Genomic DNA, 16,992 nt, shown 5'->3' on the forward strand with positions numbered 1-16,992 from the left:
CGCCGCCAAGCCGTTTTCAGCGCACCAACGCGCCTGAAAACCTGGAGACGGCGTTTCGCTGAAACGGGCTGAAACCGGCTTTGGGTTCGCCCGGCAGTCACATGTGCTTGTCGAGCATGCGGGCAATGACATCCTTTGGATGCGCGCCCGTTAGCCGCTCTTGTTCCTCGCCGTTCTTGAACACAATCAGCGTTGGGATGCCGCGAATGCCAAAACGCGCGGACGTCTGGTTATTTTCGTCCACATTGAGCTTCCCGACCCGCGCGCGTCCGGCATAATCATTGGCCAGCGCTTCGACCGTCGGGGCCAGCATCCGGCAGGGAGCGCACCACGCTGCCCAGAAATCTACGAGTACCGGACGCTCGGACTGCAACACCTCACGCTCGAAGTTGCCGTCCGTAATTTCAATGACGTTGCCGCCCATGATAGTTCCTCCACAAGAAATGAGATTCGTCGTCCCTGGCGTTCGTGCCGACACCGGCTGGGAGCGAAGCGGCCACGAACGAACTGGTCGGTGATTACTAGCACACGCCTTTCATCTTGCGCCAATCACCAATGCTCCTGGTAGCGGTGGCGCGTTCTCGAGCCGTAACTTGGATGTTGCCGCGACATACTGGAAAAATATATGCGCCTGTGGGTTGCCAAGCAAAGTGAGGTTTCACCGCGTGAACAGCTTGTGACGCAGTTCGTCTTTGCCATTGCCAGTCAGGAACTCAAGCCTGGCGAGAAGCTTCCCAGCACCCGTGAGTTAGCCCGCCGCCTCGGCCTGCACCCCAACACCATCAGCGCCGTTTTTCAGGAGTTAGCCCGGCGTGGTTGGGTCGAGCAACGTCACGGCAGTGGCGTCTATGTGCGCTCATTGTCTGGTTCCTCGCCCGGCCAGACCGCCGCCAACTTGGATCAGTTGTTTTTGGCATTTTTGGAGCAGGCGTGGCGGTCCGGTCACTCGCTGGCCGCCATTCGGTCGCGCTTGGCGGACTGGCTGGCGACGGAGCCGCCCGATCACTTGCTTGTGCTAGAGCCGGACGAAGAACTGCGGCGGATTCTGGTGCACGAGATTCAACAGGTGGTGCGCTGTCCGGTGCGTGGGATGAGCTTTGACGCGGGCCAATCGCCGGATGCCTATCGCCGGGCAGTTCCCGTTGCGCTTTACACCTGGGCGAATGTACTGACGGAGCAGTTGCCACCGGGGACGGCGTGCCTGTGGCTGCGCACGCGGGCCGTTTGGCGGGAAGTGCCGCTTGATATGCTGCGTGCGCCGGATTGCCTCGTCACGGTGGCGTCGAGTTGGCCGGATTTCCTGCGCCTGGCGCGCGCCATGTGCGCGGCCGCCGGCGGCGATTTGCTGGCTTGTCACTTTCAGGACGCCCGCGCGCCAGACTGGCAAACGCGGCTGGCCGGCAGCGACCTCGTCATCACCGATACCCTGACGGCACGCCAGGCACAAGTCCCGGTAAACCTGCGAACGCTGACCATCCTGGCCGATGAAACCCTGGAAGAGTTGCGGCTTCACACCGAGCGCTTTCTTGCCCCTGAAGCACGCTGATGGTCGTTTCCAAAACCGTGGCGCTCGCGGACGACATAGAGCGGCCGCCGCTTGACTTCCTCGTAAATCTTTCCGACGTACTCGCCGACCAGGCCCACGCTCAAGAGTTGAACGCCACCAATCAGCAGCACGGTGACAAGCGTCGAGGTCCAGCCGGGCACCGTCCAGCGCAGAACGAAAAAGACATAGAGCGCATAGACGATGTAGAGCGCCGCGAAGGCCGCCATCCCAAAACCCAGCAGCATGGCGGCGCGCAGCGGCCAGACGGAGAAGGAAACCAACCCGTCAACGGCAAAGCGGAGCATGCGTGTGAAGGAATACTTGCTTTCGCCAGCAAACCGCGCCGGGGCGTCAAACTCAATCGCCGTGGCGCGGAATCCCAGCCAGCTCACGAGTCCACGGTTGAAGCGGTGTGTTTCGCGCAAGGCGCAGAAGCTGTCCACGGCGACGCGATCCATGAGCCGGAAATCGGCCGCGCCCGGCACGATGGGTGTCACCGATGCCCGATTCATCAACCAGTAGAACAGGCGGCTCGTCAGCCGCTTGCTCAGGGGAACTCCATCCGTCTCCCGGCGAACGGTATAAACGATGTCCGCGCCCTGTTCCCAGGCGCGAATGAGTTCCGGGATGCGTTCCGGTGGGTGCTGCAAGTCGCTGTCGAGCGTGATGACGGCGTCGCCACGGGCGGCGTCCAGGCCGGCCAGCAAAGCGGCCTGGTGCCCAAAGTTGCGTGAGAAGACAAGCGTCTTGACGCGCCGATCCTGCTTCCGAAGGGCGTCCAGCACCTGGGGCGTCGCGTCGGTGGAACCGTCGTCCACGTAGATGATTTCCACGTCATAGGGCAGGTCGGCGATGGCAGCCGACAGCGCGGCATGGAAGGCCATCAACCCGTCGGCTTCGTTGAAGCAGGGGGCGACAATCGAGATTGGGCGGTATTCAGCCATCGGCGTTGGCGTCATGGACACTCCTGGGCGAGTTCGTCCCGCCGCTGGGCAATGTCGGCGCGGTCTGGCGCGTGTCGGGAAGCTTCATCGTAAGCCGCGGCCGCTTCCATACACAGACCCAACGCGCGCCGCGCCTCTGCCAGAATCAACCAAACTTGGGCATCGTCCGGGGCCAAGCGGGCGGCGCGCTCCAGATAAGGACGGGCTTCTGGCGCGCGCCCAACCGCCAGCAAGGCATAGCCGTAGTCGTAGCAAGCGCCGGGGCGGTTGAGGCTTTCCTCGTCGCCGGTCATCCAGGGGGCCAGCGTCTGAATGGCGCGGTCAAAGCGACCGGCCTGACAGTAGGCATTGCTCAGCGCATGGGCTAACCGTCGCTCGTTGGGCGCGCGGGCATAGGCCCGTTCCAGCGCGGCAATGGCTTCATCCAACCGGCCCTGCGCCCGCAAGGTGTCAGACAGGTTGCCCAGGGCAAAGACGTTGTCCGGGTGGAACTGAAGAATGCGGGCGTAGAGGGCCAAATCATTGCGCCAGTATGGAACCTGCCGCGCCGTCAGCCAGCCGTACCCGGCCAAGACGACCGCAATGACGGCCAGTCGGGCCGTTGCCTGCGTTTCAGGCGACACCAAGCAGCTTGTCAGCCGCGCCAGTCCCCAGCCAAACAGCAGCGCGAAGCCGAGCGAGGGGAGAAACAGGTAACGATCATGAAGAAATTCCTGGGGGCGGAAATGGCGCAGGTTGAGCGTCGGAAGCAGCGGCAACCCAATCCAGACGAACCACGTCAGCGCCAGCGGGTGGCGGCGTAGGGCCCAGAGCGCCAGGCTGCCCACGGCTGCCAGGCCCAGCAGCGGCAGCCAAAAGGCCGGCATCATCGGACTGGTCACGTAAGCCAGCTCGTATTCTAGCCGCAAGCCGACCGGCCAGACGAGCAGCCGCAAGTAGTTCCACAGCACAAGTGGCGCGGTGAGCGCCACGGTTGTCCAGGTGAGGTACGGGGTGCCCTCAAAAACGCCCGGCAGGGCCAGCCGCCGCGCTACGATATAGCCGGCCATCACGACCGCATGCAGCCAGAGCGACTGAAGCGCAGCTCGGCCGCGTTGCCCCCAGTTCCCGCTCCGCCCGGCCAGGTGGAGCAAAAAAACCATGGGCCACCAGAAGACAGCGAATTCCTTCGTCAGCAAAGCGCCAGCCAGCGCGGCGGCTGAAAACCAGTTGTGCCGATTGGCGATTGCCCACTGCCAGCCAGACGGAACAGATGCTTCGGCAAATCCCTGACTCGGCATCCAGCCGGCCGCCTGCCCATGCCATCCCACGGCAAGCGTGAACAACACCATCAGGAGAGCGTCGGGGAACGACGCAATCCAGGCGACGGACTCCACATGGACGGGGTGCACGGCAAACACGGCCGTGGCCGCAATGCGCTCAAAGCCGGTGCCGAGGAGCTTCCCAGCTAGCCACCAAACGCCACCGACGGCGGCGAGATACAGCAGTACCGAAGTGGTGTGCCAGCCGCGTGGGTCTTCGCCAAAGAGCGCATAGTTGGCCGTCATCCAAACAAGGTAGAGCGGGCGATAGGAATTAGTCAGCGCGTAACCGGGCTGCCCACTCCAGACGTGGTCGGTGAAAGCGCGCCCAAGAAATCTCCACGAGCGGATGTGAAGATTTTCTTCAATCTGCAAGTGATCATCAAAGACTCGCTCGTAGCTCAGGGTTGGCGCGTAGAGCAGCGCCACCGTGAGCAAGATGATGACCAGCCACCACCACTGACGACGCCCATCCCTTGTGTTGAGCCAAGATTCACGCAGCGGCATAATGACGGCAACCATCACGGCAAACGATCACGACCGAGGAATGGGTTCTGATGGAGTCAAGGTGGATTGCGTAGGGTGGACTGGCAAGACTATACTACGCGCTTATCACTTGTTGCCCTGACTTTCGGTAGTCAAGCGCGACTCCGCCAGCGTGGCGGCAACCTCCCGATCTCTGAGGCATTCTCTTGAAATTCGAAGTCAATCATCTGTCCTCCGTTAAGAAGGAGCTGGTCATCGAGCTTCCGGTGGAGCGCGTGACGCGCAGTTTCAATCGTTTTTCCAACCAGTTTGCTCGCCAGGCGCGGATTCCGGGTTTTCGTCCCGGCAAAGCGCCCGTGTCGCTGGTACGCCAGCGTTTCCAAAAAGACATCTATGAGCGAGTGTTGGCCCAGCTTGGCACGGAGGCGATGGAGGAAGCTGTCCAGGCGTCAAATCTGCAAGTGCTCGGCGAGCCACGGATTCAGGACATCCGCCTCACCGATCAGCTCCCCTTCGTAATCAAGGTCGAAGTGGATGTCTTCCCGGAGTTCAAGGTTGGGTCACTGGAAGGCCTGGAAGGCGTCAAGCGCGTCGTTCCGGTAACGGATGCCGACGTTGACCGCCTGTTGGAGAAATTCCGGGCGTCACTGGCGACGACGGCCCCCATCGAGGATGGTCGTCCAGCCCAGCCGGGCGACATTGTCACCGTGTCGTTGGTGGGCTACCTCCTTGAGGAGGGCGCGACGATGCCTGCCGATGGACAGGCTCCGAGTCTTACCCAGCGCGAGGAGGTGCTGGAACTTGGCAGCAAGCTGATCCGTGAGGAGTTTGACCAAGCGCTCCGGGGGAAAACCGTTGGCGAGCACGTCGTGGTGGATGTCGAGTATCCATCGGGAGCGGCCGGAACGACGCCTGCCTCGGCCCCGATGTCGGCGGGTGGACCTGACCTCGCCGGTAAGCGCGTTCAGTTTCATCTCAAGGTGGAACGGCTTGCCCAGCGGACGTTGCCAGCGCTCGACGACACCTTTGCCCAGCAGTTCGGAGGCTTGACGAGCCTGGAAGAGCTGCGCGCCAGACTGCGCGCGGAAATGGAAGCCGATATGGAGCGGCGCGCCATGGAAGCCTTGGACACGCAACTGCTGGATCAGTTAGTCCAGCGGACTGGCGTCGAAGCGCCGCCATACTTGGTCACAGAACAGGTGAATCGTCGCCTTGGGGACTTCGTCGAGCAGCTTGAGCAACAGGGGATTGACCCCCGCAAAGCCAACTATGACTTCCAAAAAATGGGAGAAGCCCTGCGCCCTGGCGCCGAAGCTGAAATCAAGCGCGTGGTCGTCCTGGAACAAGTCGCCCGCGAAGCCGACCTGCACGTGTCAGAGGAAGAGGTAGCAGACTATCTTGCCAGCCTAGCGGCGCAAGCCAACCTGGCCCCGGAAGTTTTACGCGCCCGCTTGACAAGGGAGAACCGACTCGATAGTGTCCGGGCTACGCTGCGAAACAGAAAAGCCATGGTCATCGTGCGCAGTGCCGCGCGGATTGAGACCCAGACCGTTTTACCGGAAGATGTCCCAGCGCCGGAAGAAACGGTTTCTTTCCCGTCTGAAAACCAATAGATATGCCTGGCTTCCACGCGGCTGGTCCGTGTGGCGCACATCTCGATAGTCCAAGGTATGGTGGCATTGCCATGATTCATCCGACAGCGGCTCTTGTACCAATGGTCGTCGAGCAGACCAGTCGCGGCGAACGCGCCTACGACATCTACTCGCGCCTCCTCAAAGACAACATCATTTTTATTGGCACGCCCATTGACGACACCATTGCCAGCCTCGTCGTGGCGCAACTGCTCTTCCTCGAATCTGAAGACCCGGAGCGGGATATTTCGATTTATATCAACAGTCCGGGTGGTTCGGTGACAGCCGGGATGGCAATTTACGACACCATGCAGTTCGTCAAGCCAGACATCGTGACCTTCTGCATCGGTCAGTGCGCTTCGATGGGGGCGCTGCTCCTGGCAGCCGGCACGAAGGGAAAACGCTATGCCTTGCCGCACTCGCGGATTCTGATTCACCAGCCGTCCGGCGGTGCGCAGGGACAAGCCACGGACATCCTTATCCAGGCCGAAGAAATCAAACGTATTCGAGAGTTGACATCCAACATTTTGGCCAAGCACACCGGGAAGCCATTTGATGTCATTGAAGCTGATGTCGAACGTGACCGGATCATGTCGGCGACACAGGCCATGGAATACGGTATCGTGGACCAGGTGCTAACCAACCGCGTATAGTGACAGTGCCACCTGGTGATAATGGGCCTTCTGTTCACTGACTTCTGATAAATCACTCTGATGTGCCTGTGGAGCCACCCGTGAGAGGACGAGACGACATGCTACGCTGCTCTTTCTGTGGAAAGAGCCAAAACGAAGTCAAAAAACTCATTGCTGGACCGACGGTTTATATTTGCAACGAGTGCATTGACATCTGCAACGAAATCATCAACGACGACGCGCGGCAAGAGGCGGTAACGCAGCGGCCTTATCTGCCGCGCCCCGTCGAAGTCAAAGCTTTTCTCGATGACTATGTCATTGGACAGGATGAGACGAAAAAGAAGCTCGCCGTGGCGGTGTATCAGCACTACAAGCGCATGGACATGCTCCGCAATCGCACCGCTGGCGACGTGGAAATTTCAAAAAGCAACATTTTGCTGATCGGCCCAACCGGCACGGGAAAAACGCTGTTGGCGCAAACGTTGGCGCGTATTCTCAACGTCCCATTCGCTATTGTGGATGCGACAACGCTCACCGAAGCTGGGTACGTCGGAGAGGATGTAGAAAACATCATTCTCAAGTTGCTCCAGGCCGCGAATGGCGAGATTGAGCGCGCCCAGCAAGGCATCATCTATATTGATGAAATTGACAAAATCTGCCGCAAAGACGATAACCCCTCCATCACCCGCGATGTGTCTGGCGAAGGCGTCCAGCAGGCGCTCCTCAAGATTCTGGAAGGCACGGTTGCCAGCGTGCCTCCGCAGGGCGGACGTAAGCACCCACACCAGGAGTTTTACCCGGTGGACACGACCAATGTTTTGTTCATTTGCGGTGGGGCTTTTGGTGGCTTGGAGCGGATCATTGAACGGCGCATCGGTAAGAAGTCACTTGGTTTCAATGCCAAAATTGATCGCCGGCCGGCTGCGAAAGTGGATGGGGTTTTCAGCCAAGTTCAACCAGAAGACCTCATCAAATATGGTCTTATTCCAGAGTTTGTCGGCCGGTTACCCGTTGTGGGAACGCTCCATGAACTGGACGAAGATGCCCTCATTGATATTTTGACCAAGCCCAAGAACGCCATCATCAAGCAGTATCAGCGGCAGTTTGAATGGGATAACGTGCGCTTGCGGTTCACTGACGATGCGCTCCGCGCGATTGCTCACATGGCTCATCAGCGCAAGGTTGGCGCACGTGGGTTGCGGATGATTCTGGAAGAACTGATGCTTGATGCGATGTATTTCCTGCCAAGCCAGAAGCGTATCCGTGAATTCACCGTGACACGCGAAATGGTCGAAGACCGGCGCGTTCACTTACCACTTCCAGAAAAAGCGGCGTGAAGCCTCTTCCCGCTGCGTGGTTGACAGTCCCTGGTTGAGGGGACTGCCTGCTCGATAGCCAACAAACCGCCCATGGACGAGTTCCACGACAGTCTGCCCAGTCATATCGCCTGCTTTCCGACCGTTCCCGTCCGCGACGTGGTGGTGTTTCCGCACACCGCGATTCGTTTCAAGATAGGCCGCAAGCCATCCGTCGTCGCGCTCACCACGGCCCTCCAGCGTGATCGGTTGATTTTTCTCGTCACGCAACATGACCCCACATTGGAGGAACCGACCCCAGAGCAGGTACATCGGGTTGGGACGCTGGCACGCATTACCCACCACCTCCAGTTGGCCGATGGGACGATCAAGGTTCAGTTCGAGGGGCTTGAGCGGGCGCAGGCGATCCGCTTTGAGGATTCTGGCAACTGCTGGATGGCCGTTGTCAAGCGCCTGCCTACCGACCGCGAGCAGAGTCCACGTATTTCGGCCCTGGTTGGAAAACTGACGGGACTGGTTGAGCAGTACGTCCGGCAAAACCCTGACAACCCGGAGAATCTGCACGCTGACCTGCGGATCGAGGAACCGGCCCGCCTGGCTGACAGCGTGGCCAGTCACTTGAAAATTTCGGTTGAGGAAAAGCAAAAAGTTCTCGAAACCGTCTCGCTGGCCGACCGCTTGCTCCGGCTGGTGGATATTTTTGACATCGAGCTTGAAAAGCTCCAGATGGATCGCACCATCCAGGGGCGCGTCAAAAAGCAAATGGAGCGGTCGCATCGGGAGTTTTACCTGAGCGAAAAAATCAAGGCCATTCACAAAGAGCTTGGGCGCAAGGATGAACGGTCAGAGTTTGAGGAACTCAAGCGACGGGTCGAGTCGGCGCGGTTGCCGGCCGAGGCGCACGACAAAGCGATGAGCGAGTTGCGGCGGCTTGAGCAGATGCCGATGATGTCGGCGGAAGCGGCCGTATCGCGCAATTACCTTGAGTGGCTCATCACGGTGCCGTGGCATGAGCGCTCAGAGGAAAACGGCGACTTGCAAGCGGCGCAGCAGATTCTGGATGCCGATCACTACGGCTTGGAAAAGATCAAAGACCGCATCCTGGAGTTTCTTGCCGTTCGCCAGCTTGTCAGGCAGTCACCGAGTTCGATTCTATGCTTTGTCGGCCCGCCAGGCGTTGGGAAGACGAGTTTGGGGAAATCCATTGCCCAGGCAACGGGGCGGAAGTTTGTGCGCCTCAGCTTGGGCGGCGTTCGGGATGATGCCGAAATTCGAGGCCACCGGCGCACCTACATTGGCTCGCTGCCGGGGCAAATCATTCAGATGATGAAGAAGGCCGGCACCATCAACCCCCTTATTCTGCTCGACGAGGTTGACAAGCTCACGTCTGACTACCGGGGCGATCCGGCCGCTGCCCTGTTGGAGGTGCTTGACCCGGAGCAAAATAGCACGTTTCGGGACCACTACCTCGACGTTGAGTATGACCTGTCGCAGGTTATGTTCATCGCTACGGCCAACGTCTTGCACACGATTCCGCCGGCGCTGCGTGACCGGCTGGAAATCATCCGTCTGTCGGGTTACACCGAGCGGGAAAAACTTGAAATCGCGCGGCGGCACTTGATTCCGAAGCAACGGGAAAAGCACGGGCTGTCTGAAACCCAGGTGACGTTCACCGAAGAGGCTTTGGTGGCCATCATTCAGAACTACACACGAGAAGCCGGGATGCGCAACATGGAGCGCGACCTGGCAGCGATTTGTCGCAAAGTCGCGCGGCGACTCTTGCTGACGCCAGAGCCTGACCGCGCGGAATATCGGGAAATCATCACGGCAGAGGTCCTTTCCGAATATCTGGGGCCGGCCCGCTACCAGCCGGCCCGACTCAAGGAACGCAGTGAGGTGGGGATTGCCACGGGCTTGGCCTGGACGGAAGTCGGGGGTGAAACCCTTTTTGTGGAAACCACGTTGATGCCAGGGCGCGGCCAAGTCATCCTGACTGGAAAGCTGGGCGATGTCATGCAGGAGTCGGCCCGGGCCGCGATGACCTATGTGCGCGCGTGCGCGACGGCGCTCGGCATTGCGCCCGATTTTTACCGGCGACAGGACGTGCATATCCACGTGCCGGAAGGCGCGATTCCCAAGGATGGACCTTCGGCGGGGATCACCATGGCGACCGCTCTGGTGTCGGCGCTGACCGGCATCCCCGTCCGGCAAGACGTAGCCATGACGGGCGAGATTACATTGCGTGGTCGAGTTTTGCCGATTGGCGGACTCAAGGAAAAGCTTCTGGCCGCGCTCCGCCTGGGCATCCGAACCGTTCTCGTGCCGCAGGACAACGAAAAAGACATGGCAGACATCCCAGCCGAGATTCGGGAAGCATTGGATATACACTTTGTGGAACAGATGGAGCAGGTTTTTCCCCTGGCCTTGGTTGAGTCGCCAAGTTCCCGACTGGTTGATGACAAAACCCTGCCAAACAAAACCCTGACAGATGACCTGTCTCCGATCTGGAACACAGATGTGACAGATCACCTATCATCGGTGCCGGTTGAATGAAGGTCGTTGCGGCGACATTTGTGAAGAGCGCGACGGAGGCGGCACATTACCCGCCTCCGTCGTTACCGGAAGTAGCTTTTCTGGGACGCTCGAATGTCGGCAAATCGAGCCTCATCAACTCGCTCCTTGGCGTGCATGGGCTGGCCCGGACAAGCAACACACCCGGTCGGACGCAGCTCATCAACTTTTTTGAAATCAACGGCGAGCTTCGCTTCGTGGACTTACCGGGTTATGGTTATGCGCGTGTGCCACAGGCCGTACGCGAGCAGTGGCGACCAATGATCGAGGGTTATCTGCGCCATCGCGCGGCGCTTGCGCTGTGCGTTCTCATCGTGGATGCTCGGCTTGAACCACAATCGCTTGACCTTGTGATGCAGGACTGGCTCACCGCCACGGCGCGCCGGTTTTGTGTCGTGGCCACCAAGTCGGACAAGCTTTCGCGGTCACGCCTGGCGGCTCGCCTGACGGCCTTGCGCCGGGTTTATGGCGACCGCGTTTTACCCTATTCCTCCCTGACCCGTGCTGGCGCGGAGCTGGTCTGGGAAACGATTCGGTCGGCCCTGGTGGACTGGGCCGCGCCCCGCGCCCGCGCCTGACGCTTCACGCTGGATTGCGCAGCCTCGTACCCGACACTTTGGATAAACCTTGACGCTTGGATAAACACTTGGTCACAGAACTTGCCATGGAAGAAACGCTAGACCCGATCGAGCCTGTTGCTGTTGAAAGTGCGGACCCCCCGCCAGCCAATGGCTTTCACGACATTACCGCACTCAAGGACCTCCCGCTGTCGGACCTCATGCGCATTGCGCAGGAGTTGGATGTTCCCGGCGCCGGCAGCCTGCGCAAGCAGGAACTGGTTTTCAAGATTTTGCAAGCGCAAACCGAGCGCTCCGGCCTCATCTTTTCTGAGGGCGTGCTGGAGTGCCTGCCGGATGGGTTTGGCTTCTTGCGCGCCCCGGACTACAACTACCTGCCGGGCCCGGACGACATCTATGTGTCGCCGTCCCAGATTCGCAAGTTTGACCTCCGCACCGGCGACACCATTTCCGGGCAGATTCGGCCACCCAAGGAAGGTGAGCGTTACTTCGCGCTCATCAAGGTCGAAGCCATCAACTTCGAGCCGCCCGACCTGCGCCGGGAGCGTGTGCAGTTCGACAACCTGACGCCGCTTTACCCAAACAAGCGGTTGCGCATGGAAAGCACGCCGGAAAATCTATCTGGGCGCGTCCTCGACTTGGTGACACCCATCGGACGCGGGCAACGCGGGTTGATCGTCGCGCCGCCGCGCACGGGCAAGACGATGCTGCTTCAGTCCATTGCCAACTCGATCACCCGCAATCACCCAGAGGTCATGCTCATTGTTTTGTTGATTGACGAGCGGCCCGAAGAAGTGACCGACATGCAGCGCAGCGTCCAGGGCGAAGTCGTCAGTTCGACCTTTGACGAGCCGCCGACGCGGCACGTTCAAGTGGCCGACATGGTCATCGAAAAGGCCAAGCGGCTGGTCGAACACGGCCGCGATGTGGTGATTTTGCTCGACTCCATCACTCGTCTGGCGCGCGCCCACAACGCCACCGTGCCGCCATCCGGCAAGATTCTCTCCGGCGGGGTAGATGCCAACGCGCTCCAGAAGCCCAAACGTTTCTTCGGGGCCGCGCGCAATCTCGAAGAAGGTGGCAGCCTGACCATCATTGCGACGGCCTTGATCGACACCGGCTCGCGCATGGATGACGTGATCTTCGAGGAGTTCAAAGGCACGGGCAACATGGAAATTCACCTCGACCGCAAGCTCATCGAGAAACGCATCTTCCCGGCGGTGGACATCAACAAGTCCGGCACACGCAAGGAGGAGCTGCTGATTCCGAAGGACGACCTCAATCGAATCTTCGTGCTGCGGCGGGTGCTGAGTCCCCTATCGAGCGTCGAATCCATGGAACTCATGGTCAGCCACTTGGAGCGCTCCAAGACCAATGCCGAGTTTCTGGCTTCCATGAATGCCTAACCAGTTCGAGCTATCCTTTCTGCGCCCGGCGTGCCATGAACATCCTGTTTGCCGTTTCTGAACTTGCGCCACACTCGAAAACCGGAGGCTTGGCCGATGTGGGGGCGGCGCTTCCCAAAGCACTGGCGGCGACGGGGTTGACCGTGCGCGTCGTCACGCCACGGTATGGCTTCATCACGGCCGGCGAGTACGTTGGCCAACTGCGCGTTCCGTTTGGTTTCGGCCTCCAGACGGCCCAGGTGTTTCGAGAAGAACGCCAGGGGGTCGAAATCTTTCTGATTGATGCGCCGGCTTATTTCCATCGCGGCCGCAAGCTCTATGGTGAGCCGGACGATCCAGCCCGCTTTGCTTTCTTCAGCCGGGCCGTGATTGAACTGGCGCGGTGGTTTGGTGAACCACCGGACGTCATTCATGGCAATGACTGGATGACCGGATTGATTCCGGTGTACCTGCGGACGGCGCTGCGCGGCGATCCCTTCTTTGCCCGAACGGCGACGCTTACCAGCATTCACAACCTTGCCTTTCAAGGTTTTTTCAATCTCGACGATCTGGCCTACTTTGGATTGCCGGGCGACTTACGCGCAGGCGCTGATGGCTTGGAGTTCAGTGGTGCCGGCAGCATGCTCAAGGGCGCATTGCTCGCTTCGGACGCCCTGACGACGGTTAGCGAGCGTTATGCCCAGGAAATCCAGACGCCGGAGTACGGTTTCCGCATGGACGGCCTGCTGCGACTGCGACGCAACGATTTGGTTGGCATTCTCAACGGCGTGGACTACGACGAATGGAATCCGGCGACCGATCCGCACCTGGCGGCCCACTACACCCCGGACGACCTGAGCGGCAAGCGCGTTTGCAAAGCCGATCTACTCAAGCGATTTGGTCTGCCGGTGGAGCTTAACCGACCGGCTATTGTCATCGTGTCCCGCCTGAGCGACCAGAAAGGTCTGGACCTAGTGCGCGAGGTTGCTTGGCGGATTTTGCATTCCGGCGCCTATTTCATTTTGCTCGGTTCGGGCGACCCGCGCTACGAAGTCTTTTTTCAGCACTTGCGCGATACCGCTCCCCGGCGCATCGCGGTGTACTTTGGGCTGAACGAACCGCTTGCCCACCAGATGGAAGCCGGAGGCGACCTGTTCCTCATGCCGTCGGCTTATGAGCCATGCGGACTGAACCAGATTTACAGCCTGAAGTACGGGACGGTGCCCATCGTCCGGGCGACCGGCGGCTTGGACGACACCATTCAGGATTTTGACCGCGTGACCGGCAGCGGCAATGGGCTGAAGTTTCGGGCCTATGACGCCAACCGGTTGATGGAAAAAATCTATGAGGGGTTACTGCTGTACCGCCAGCCGCAGGTCTGGCAAACGATTCAGCGCAATGGCATGCGCGCCGATTTTTCGTGGGCGCGGGCCGCGTGGAAATATCGCGCCGTGTATGAGCGGGTGCGCAGCGCCCAGTGACCGGCCTCGGCCGTCGTAGGTGGCCGAGGGCGAAGGTAAGCTCAGCAACGTTGACTGCCGTGGCACTTCGTTATCCGATTGTCATCATTGGCGGTTTCCTCGTGGATTGGACGGCGTACCGGCCGCTGGCGCAGCAGCTCGAAACGATTTGCCGCGCGCCGGTTGCCATTGTGCCGCTGACCCAGGCCAGTTGGCTCTACGCCTCGGGTGTTGGGAGCTACCGCAACTTGCTGGATATGGCGCAGGCGACGGTCGAGAAAACGCGCCAGGCCCATGCCGCGAAACGGGTCAACTTGGTCACCCACAGCGCCGGGGGAATCGTGGCGCGGCTGTACCTGGGAGACGATGCCTATGATGGTGTGGCCTACCGCGGCCATCGCCAGACGGCAACCCTGGTCACGCTCGGTTGCCCACACGCCAGCTTGCTGTCGTGGACGCGCCGGACGATGGACTTCGTCAACAGCCACTACCCCGGCGCATTTTATGCTTCGGTGCGCTATGTCGCCGTCATCGGTTGCGCGATTCGTGGGGCGTTTCCCGGCACGCTAGCCGAGATGGCGGCCTACCAGAGCTACCGCCTGGTGTGTGGCGATGGAACCGTTTGGGGTGATGGCGTCGTGCCGGTTGCCAGCGGACAACTGGAAGGCGCGGTAAACTATGTGTGCGACGGCATCCAGCACGTGCCCAACCGGCCTGGCGCTGACTGGTATGACCGCGCGGTGGAGCAATGGCGTCCGCACCTGCAATAACGCCCGGCCGGGTCCTCGCTGCCATCCGTGCCCTGGAGAGACGATGCTCATTCAGCGGAAATTATTCATTGCCGGAAGATTTCAGAACGCGAGCAACCGCGCGACGTTTCCCGCCTACAATCCGGCCACCGGCGAAGTGAATGCAGCGGTGGCACTGGCCACGCCGGACGACTGCGACGCGGCCGTTGCCGCCGCCAAGGCGGCGTGGCGTGGGTGGAACAAGCTGCCCGTTGCCGAGCGGGCCCAGCGCCTGCGGCAGGTGGCCGATGGCATCGAAGCGCGCTTTGACGACTTTCTCGCCGCCGAAGTCGCCGACACCGGCAAGCCTTACGGCTTGGCGCGCGCCCTGGATATTCCGCGTGCCGCGGCCAACTTTCGTATCTTCGCCGACCTGGCAATTGGACTGGGCACCGAGTGCTTCGAGACCGTGACCGACGATGGCGCCGGAGCGCTCAACTACGGTCTGCGCCGACCGCTGGGCGTCGTCGGCGTGATTTGTCCGTGGAACTTGCCGCTGTTGTTGCTGACCTGGAAAGTCGCTCCAGCGCTGGTGATGGGGAATGCCGTCGTGGTCAAACCGTCCGAGGAAACACCCTCTACGGCAACCCTGCTAGGCGAGGTCATGACAGACGCGGGGATTCTGCCGGGCGTGTACAACGTCGTCCATGGATTTGGCCCAAACAGCACGGGGGAATGGTTGGTGGCGCATCCCGATGTCACCGCCATTACCTTCACCGGTGAAACTCGGACGGGACAGTCTATTATGCGAACGGCGGCCGCGCGGACGAAACGTCTATCATTTGAGCTGGGCGGGAAGAATGCCGCGATTGTGTTCGCCGACGCTGACTTCGACCGCGCCGTGTCGGGGGTGGCCCGCTCCAGTTTTCTCAATGGCGGCCAAGTTTGTTTGTGTTCGGAGCGGGTCTATGTCGAGCGTCCGATCTTTGAACGTTTCGTCACGGCCCTGGCCGACGAGGCGCGCCAGTGGCGTCCGGGTCCGCCGGAAGACGAAACGACCAGGCTGGGTCCACTGATTTCGGCCGCGCACCGGGAGAAAGTTCTGGGCTATTACGCGGCCGCGCGGGCGGCCGGGGCGGAAGTCCACGCCGGTGGCGGATGTCCGGCGCTGGCCGCGCCGTATGACCAGGGGTACTTTGTCGAGCCGACGGTCTGGACCGGTCTGCCTGAGCAGTCTCCCTGTCTGGTGGAAGAAATTTTTGGTCCCGTCTGCCACGTCACGCCCTTTGATGACGAAGAAGAAGTTCTTGCCTTGGCCAACGCCGGGGACTACGGGCTGTGCGCCGCTGTCTGGACGCGCGATGGCGCGCGCGCGCATCGCCTGGCGCACGCCTTGGAAGTCGGCGTGGTCTGGATCAACAGTTGGTTTGTGCGCGATCTGCGGACGCCCTTCGGCGGCATGAAGCTGAGCGGAATCGGGCGCGAAGGCGGCCGCCACTCGCTTGATTTTTACGCTGAGATAAAAAACGTCTGCGTCAAACTCTAAATCGGACGGGAGGCAGTGACACCGTGAGCCAGACTTCAACCGGGGCGGTTTGTCCAGGAGAACTCAAGACGGAAGCCCAACGTGAAGCGTTTGCCCGCACCCAAACAAGCCGCCGCAATACGTGGAGGCGTTTCTGGCAAGCCGGGGTCAAGGCATTTGAAGCCGGCGATTACGAAAAAGCGCAGTTTTGCTTTGCCGACGCCGTGCGTGAAGCTCGGCGATTTGGCGAAACGGACCCGCGTTTTGCCTGCTGCCTCAACAACCTAGCGATGACCTTCGACATGCTGGGTGAAACTGCCCAGGCTGAAGCGGTTTATCGGCGCGCGATTGAGGCTGACGCCAAGGCCCTCGAAATTCAACACGGCGGCTTTGTCACGAGCCTGACGAACCTGGCCCAGATGTTGGCCGATGACGGCCGGATTGCCGAGGCGGTCAAGCTCTACGACCGGGCGGTGGCTTTTCTTGAAGCACTCCACGGTCACGATACGCTGCACATTGCTCCCCTACTGAGTGAAATGGCGCGGATGTGCGACGAGGACGGCGACTACGCCCAGGCCGAGGCAGCGCTGCGGCGGGCGCTGGCGATTCGGGAACAGGCCCATGGACCCGACGACCTCTCGGTTGCAGTGACACTCAACAACCTGGCCGTATCCTGCGACCTGCGCGGCAAGTATGACGAGTCCCAGGCGTTGTTGGAGCGCGCCCTGGATATTTTCGAGCGCCGGTTAGGTGAACACCATCCAAAGGTGGCCGAGACGCTCAAAAACCTTGGGGTTCTCCACGACCGGCAGGGCCGCCGCTTGCAGGCGGAAGCCTGTTTTGCCCGTGCCCGCGCCATTCTCGAAGCGCAGGCGTGACGGGCCGTCCC

The 16,992-nt window shown here is 60.6% G+C and carries 14 protein-coding genes; 11 read left to right on the forward strand and 3 right to left on the reverse strand.

What is annotated here, in order from left to right:
• Positions 1–97 precede the first annotated feature (97 nt).
• Positions 98–424 (reverse strand): thioredoxin, encoded by a 327-nt coding sequence (gene trxA / locus J8C06_RS00085; RefSeq protein WP_211428779.1) that lies wholly within the window; start codon positions 422–424, stop codon positions 98–100.
• A 201-nt stretch (positions 425–625) separates the two neighbouring features.
• Here trxA and J8C06_RS00090 point away from each other — a divergent pair, with 201 nt between their 5' ends.
• Complete coding sequence (locus J8C06_RS00090; protein WP_211428780.1) at positions 626–1,546, forward strand: GntR family transcriptional regulator; 921 nt, start codon at positions 626–628, stop codon at positions 1,544–1,546.
• Here the strand turns inward: J8C06_RS00090 and J8C06_RS00095 are convergent.
• Together J8C06_RS00095 and J8C06_RS00100 are read right to left on the reverse strand one after the other, a co-directional pair.
• Entirely contained in the window at positions 1,510–2,505 is a 996-nt protein-coding gene (locus J8C06_RS00095; protein ID WP_246602042.1) for a glycosyltransferase family 2 protein, read from the reverse strand. The two genes, J8C06_RS00090 and J8C06_RS00095, sit on opposite strands and share 37 nt — an antisense overlap.
• Positions 2,502–4,298 carry a tetratricopeptide repeat protein gene (locus J8C06_RS00100; RefSeq protein ID WP_211428781.1) on the reverse strand — a complete coding sequence of 599 codons (1,797 nt, stop codon included), beginning with the start codon at positions 4,296–4,298 and terminating at the stop codon, positions 2,502–2,504. The genes J8C06_RS00095 and J8C06_RS00100 overlap by 4 nt, the downstream gene beginning before the upstream one ends.
• A 185-nt stretch (positions 4,299–4,483) precedes the next feature.
• On the opposite strand from J8C06_RS00100, the gene tig reads away from it, so the two are divergent.
• From tig to J8C06_RS00150, 10 genes are all read left to right on the forward strand, one after another.
• Complete coding sequence (gene tig, locus J8C06_RS00105) at positions 4,484–5,890, forward strand: trigger factor (protein WP_211428782.1); 1,407 nt, start codon at positions 4,484–4,486, stop codon at positions 5,888–5,890.
• A gap of 71 nt (positions 5,891–5,961) precedes the next feature.
• Entirely contained in the window at positions 5,962–6,561 is a 600-nt protein-coding gene (gene clpP / locus J8C06_RS00110; RefSeq protein WP_211428783.1) for an ATP-dependent Clp endopeptidase proteolytic subunit ClpP, read from the forward strand.
• Positions 6,562–6,659: 98 nt separating this feature from the next.
• Entirely contained in the window at positions 6,660–7,877 is a 1,218-nt protein-coding gene (gene clpX / locus J8C06_RS00115; RefSeq protein WP_211428784.1) for an ATP-dependent Clp protease ATP-binding subunit ClpX, read from the forward strand.
• A gap of 72 nt (positions 7,878–7,949) precedes the next feature.
• Complete coding sequence (gene lon, locus J8C06_RS00120) at positions 7,950–10,409, forward strand: endopeptidase La (RefSeq protein ID WP_211428785.1); 2,460 nt, start codon at positions 7,950–7,952, stop codon at positions 10,407–10,409.
• Entirely contained in the window at positions 10,406–11,005 is a 600-nt protein-coding gene (gene yihA / locus J8C06_RS00125; protein ID WP_211428786.1) for a ribosome biogenesis GTP-binding protein YihA/YsxC, read from the forward strand. Before lon ends, yihA begins: the two co-directional genes overlap by 4 nt.
• Before the next feature lie 86 nt (positions 11,006–11,091).
• On the forward strand, positions 11,092–12,411 hold the full coding sequence (gene rho / locus J8C06_RS00130) for a transcription termination factor Rho (RefSeq protein WP_211428787.1): 1,320 nt from the start codon (positions 11,092–11,094) through the stop codon (positions 12,409–12,411).
• Between the two features lie 35 nt (positions 12,412–12,446).
• Positions 12,447–13,871 (forward strand): glycogen synthase, encoded by a 1,425-nt coding sequence (locus J8C06_RS00135; RefSeq protein ID WP_211428788.1) that lies wholly within the window; start codon positions 12,447–12,449, stop codon positions 13,869–13,871.
• Between the two features lie 59 nt (positions 13,872–13,930).
• Entirely contained in the window at positions 13,931–14,620 is a 690-nt protein-coding gene (locus J8C06_RS00140) for an esterase/lipase family protein (protein WP_211428789.1), read from the forward strand.
• A gap of 43 nt (positions 14,621–14,663) precedes the next feature.
• Entirely contained in the window at positions 14,664–16,124 is a 1,461-nt protein-coding gene (locus J8C06_RS00145) for a 2-hydroxymuconic semialdehyde dehydrogenase (RefSeq protein WP_211428790.1), read from the forward strand.
• Between the two features lie 23 nt (positions 16,125–16,147).
• Positions 16,148–16,981, forward strand: a complete 834-nt coding sequence (locus J8C06_RS00150) for a tetratricopeptide repeat protein (protein WP_211428791.1) — start codon at positions 16,148–16,150, stop codon at positions 16,979–16,981.
• Positions 16,982–16,992: the final 11 nt, after the last annotated feature.

The sequence above is a fragment of the Chloracidobacterium validum genome (genome assembly GCF_018304825.1).
GTDB classification, from domain to species: Bacteria; Acidobacteriota; Blastocatellia; order Chloracidobacteriales; family Chloracidobacteriaceae; genus Chloracidobacterium; species Chloracidobacterium validum.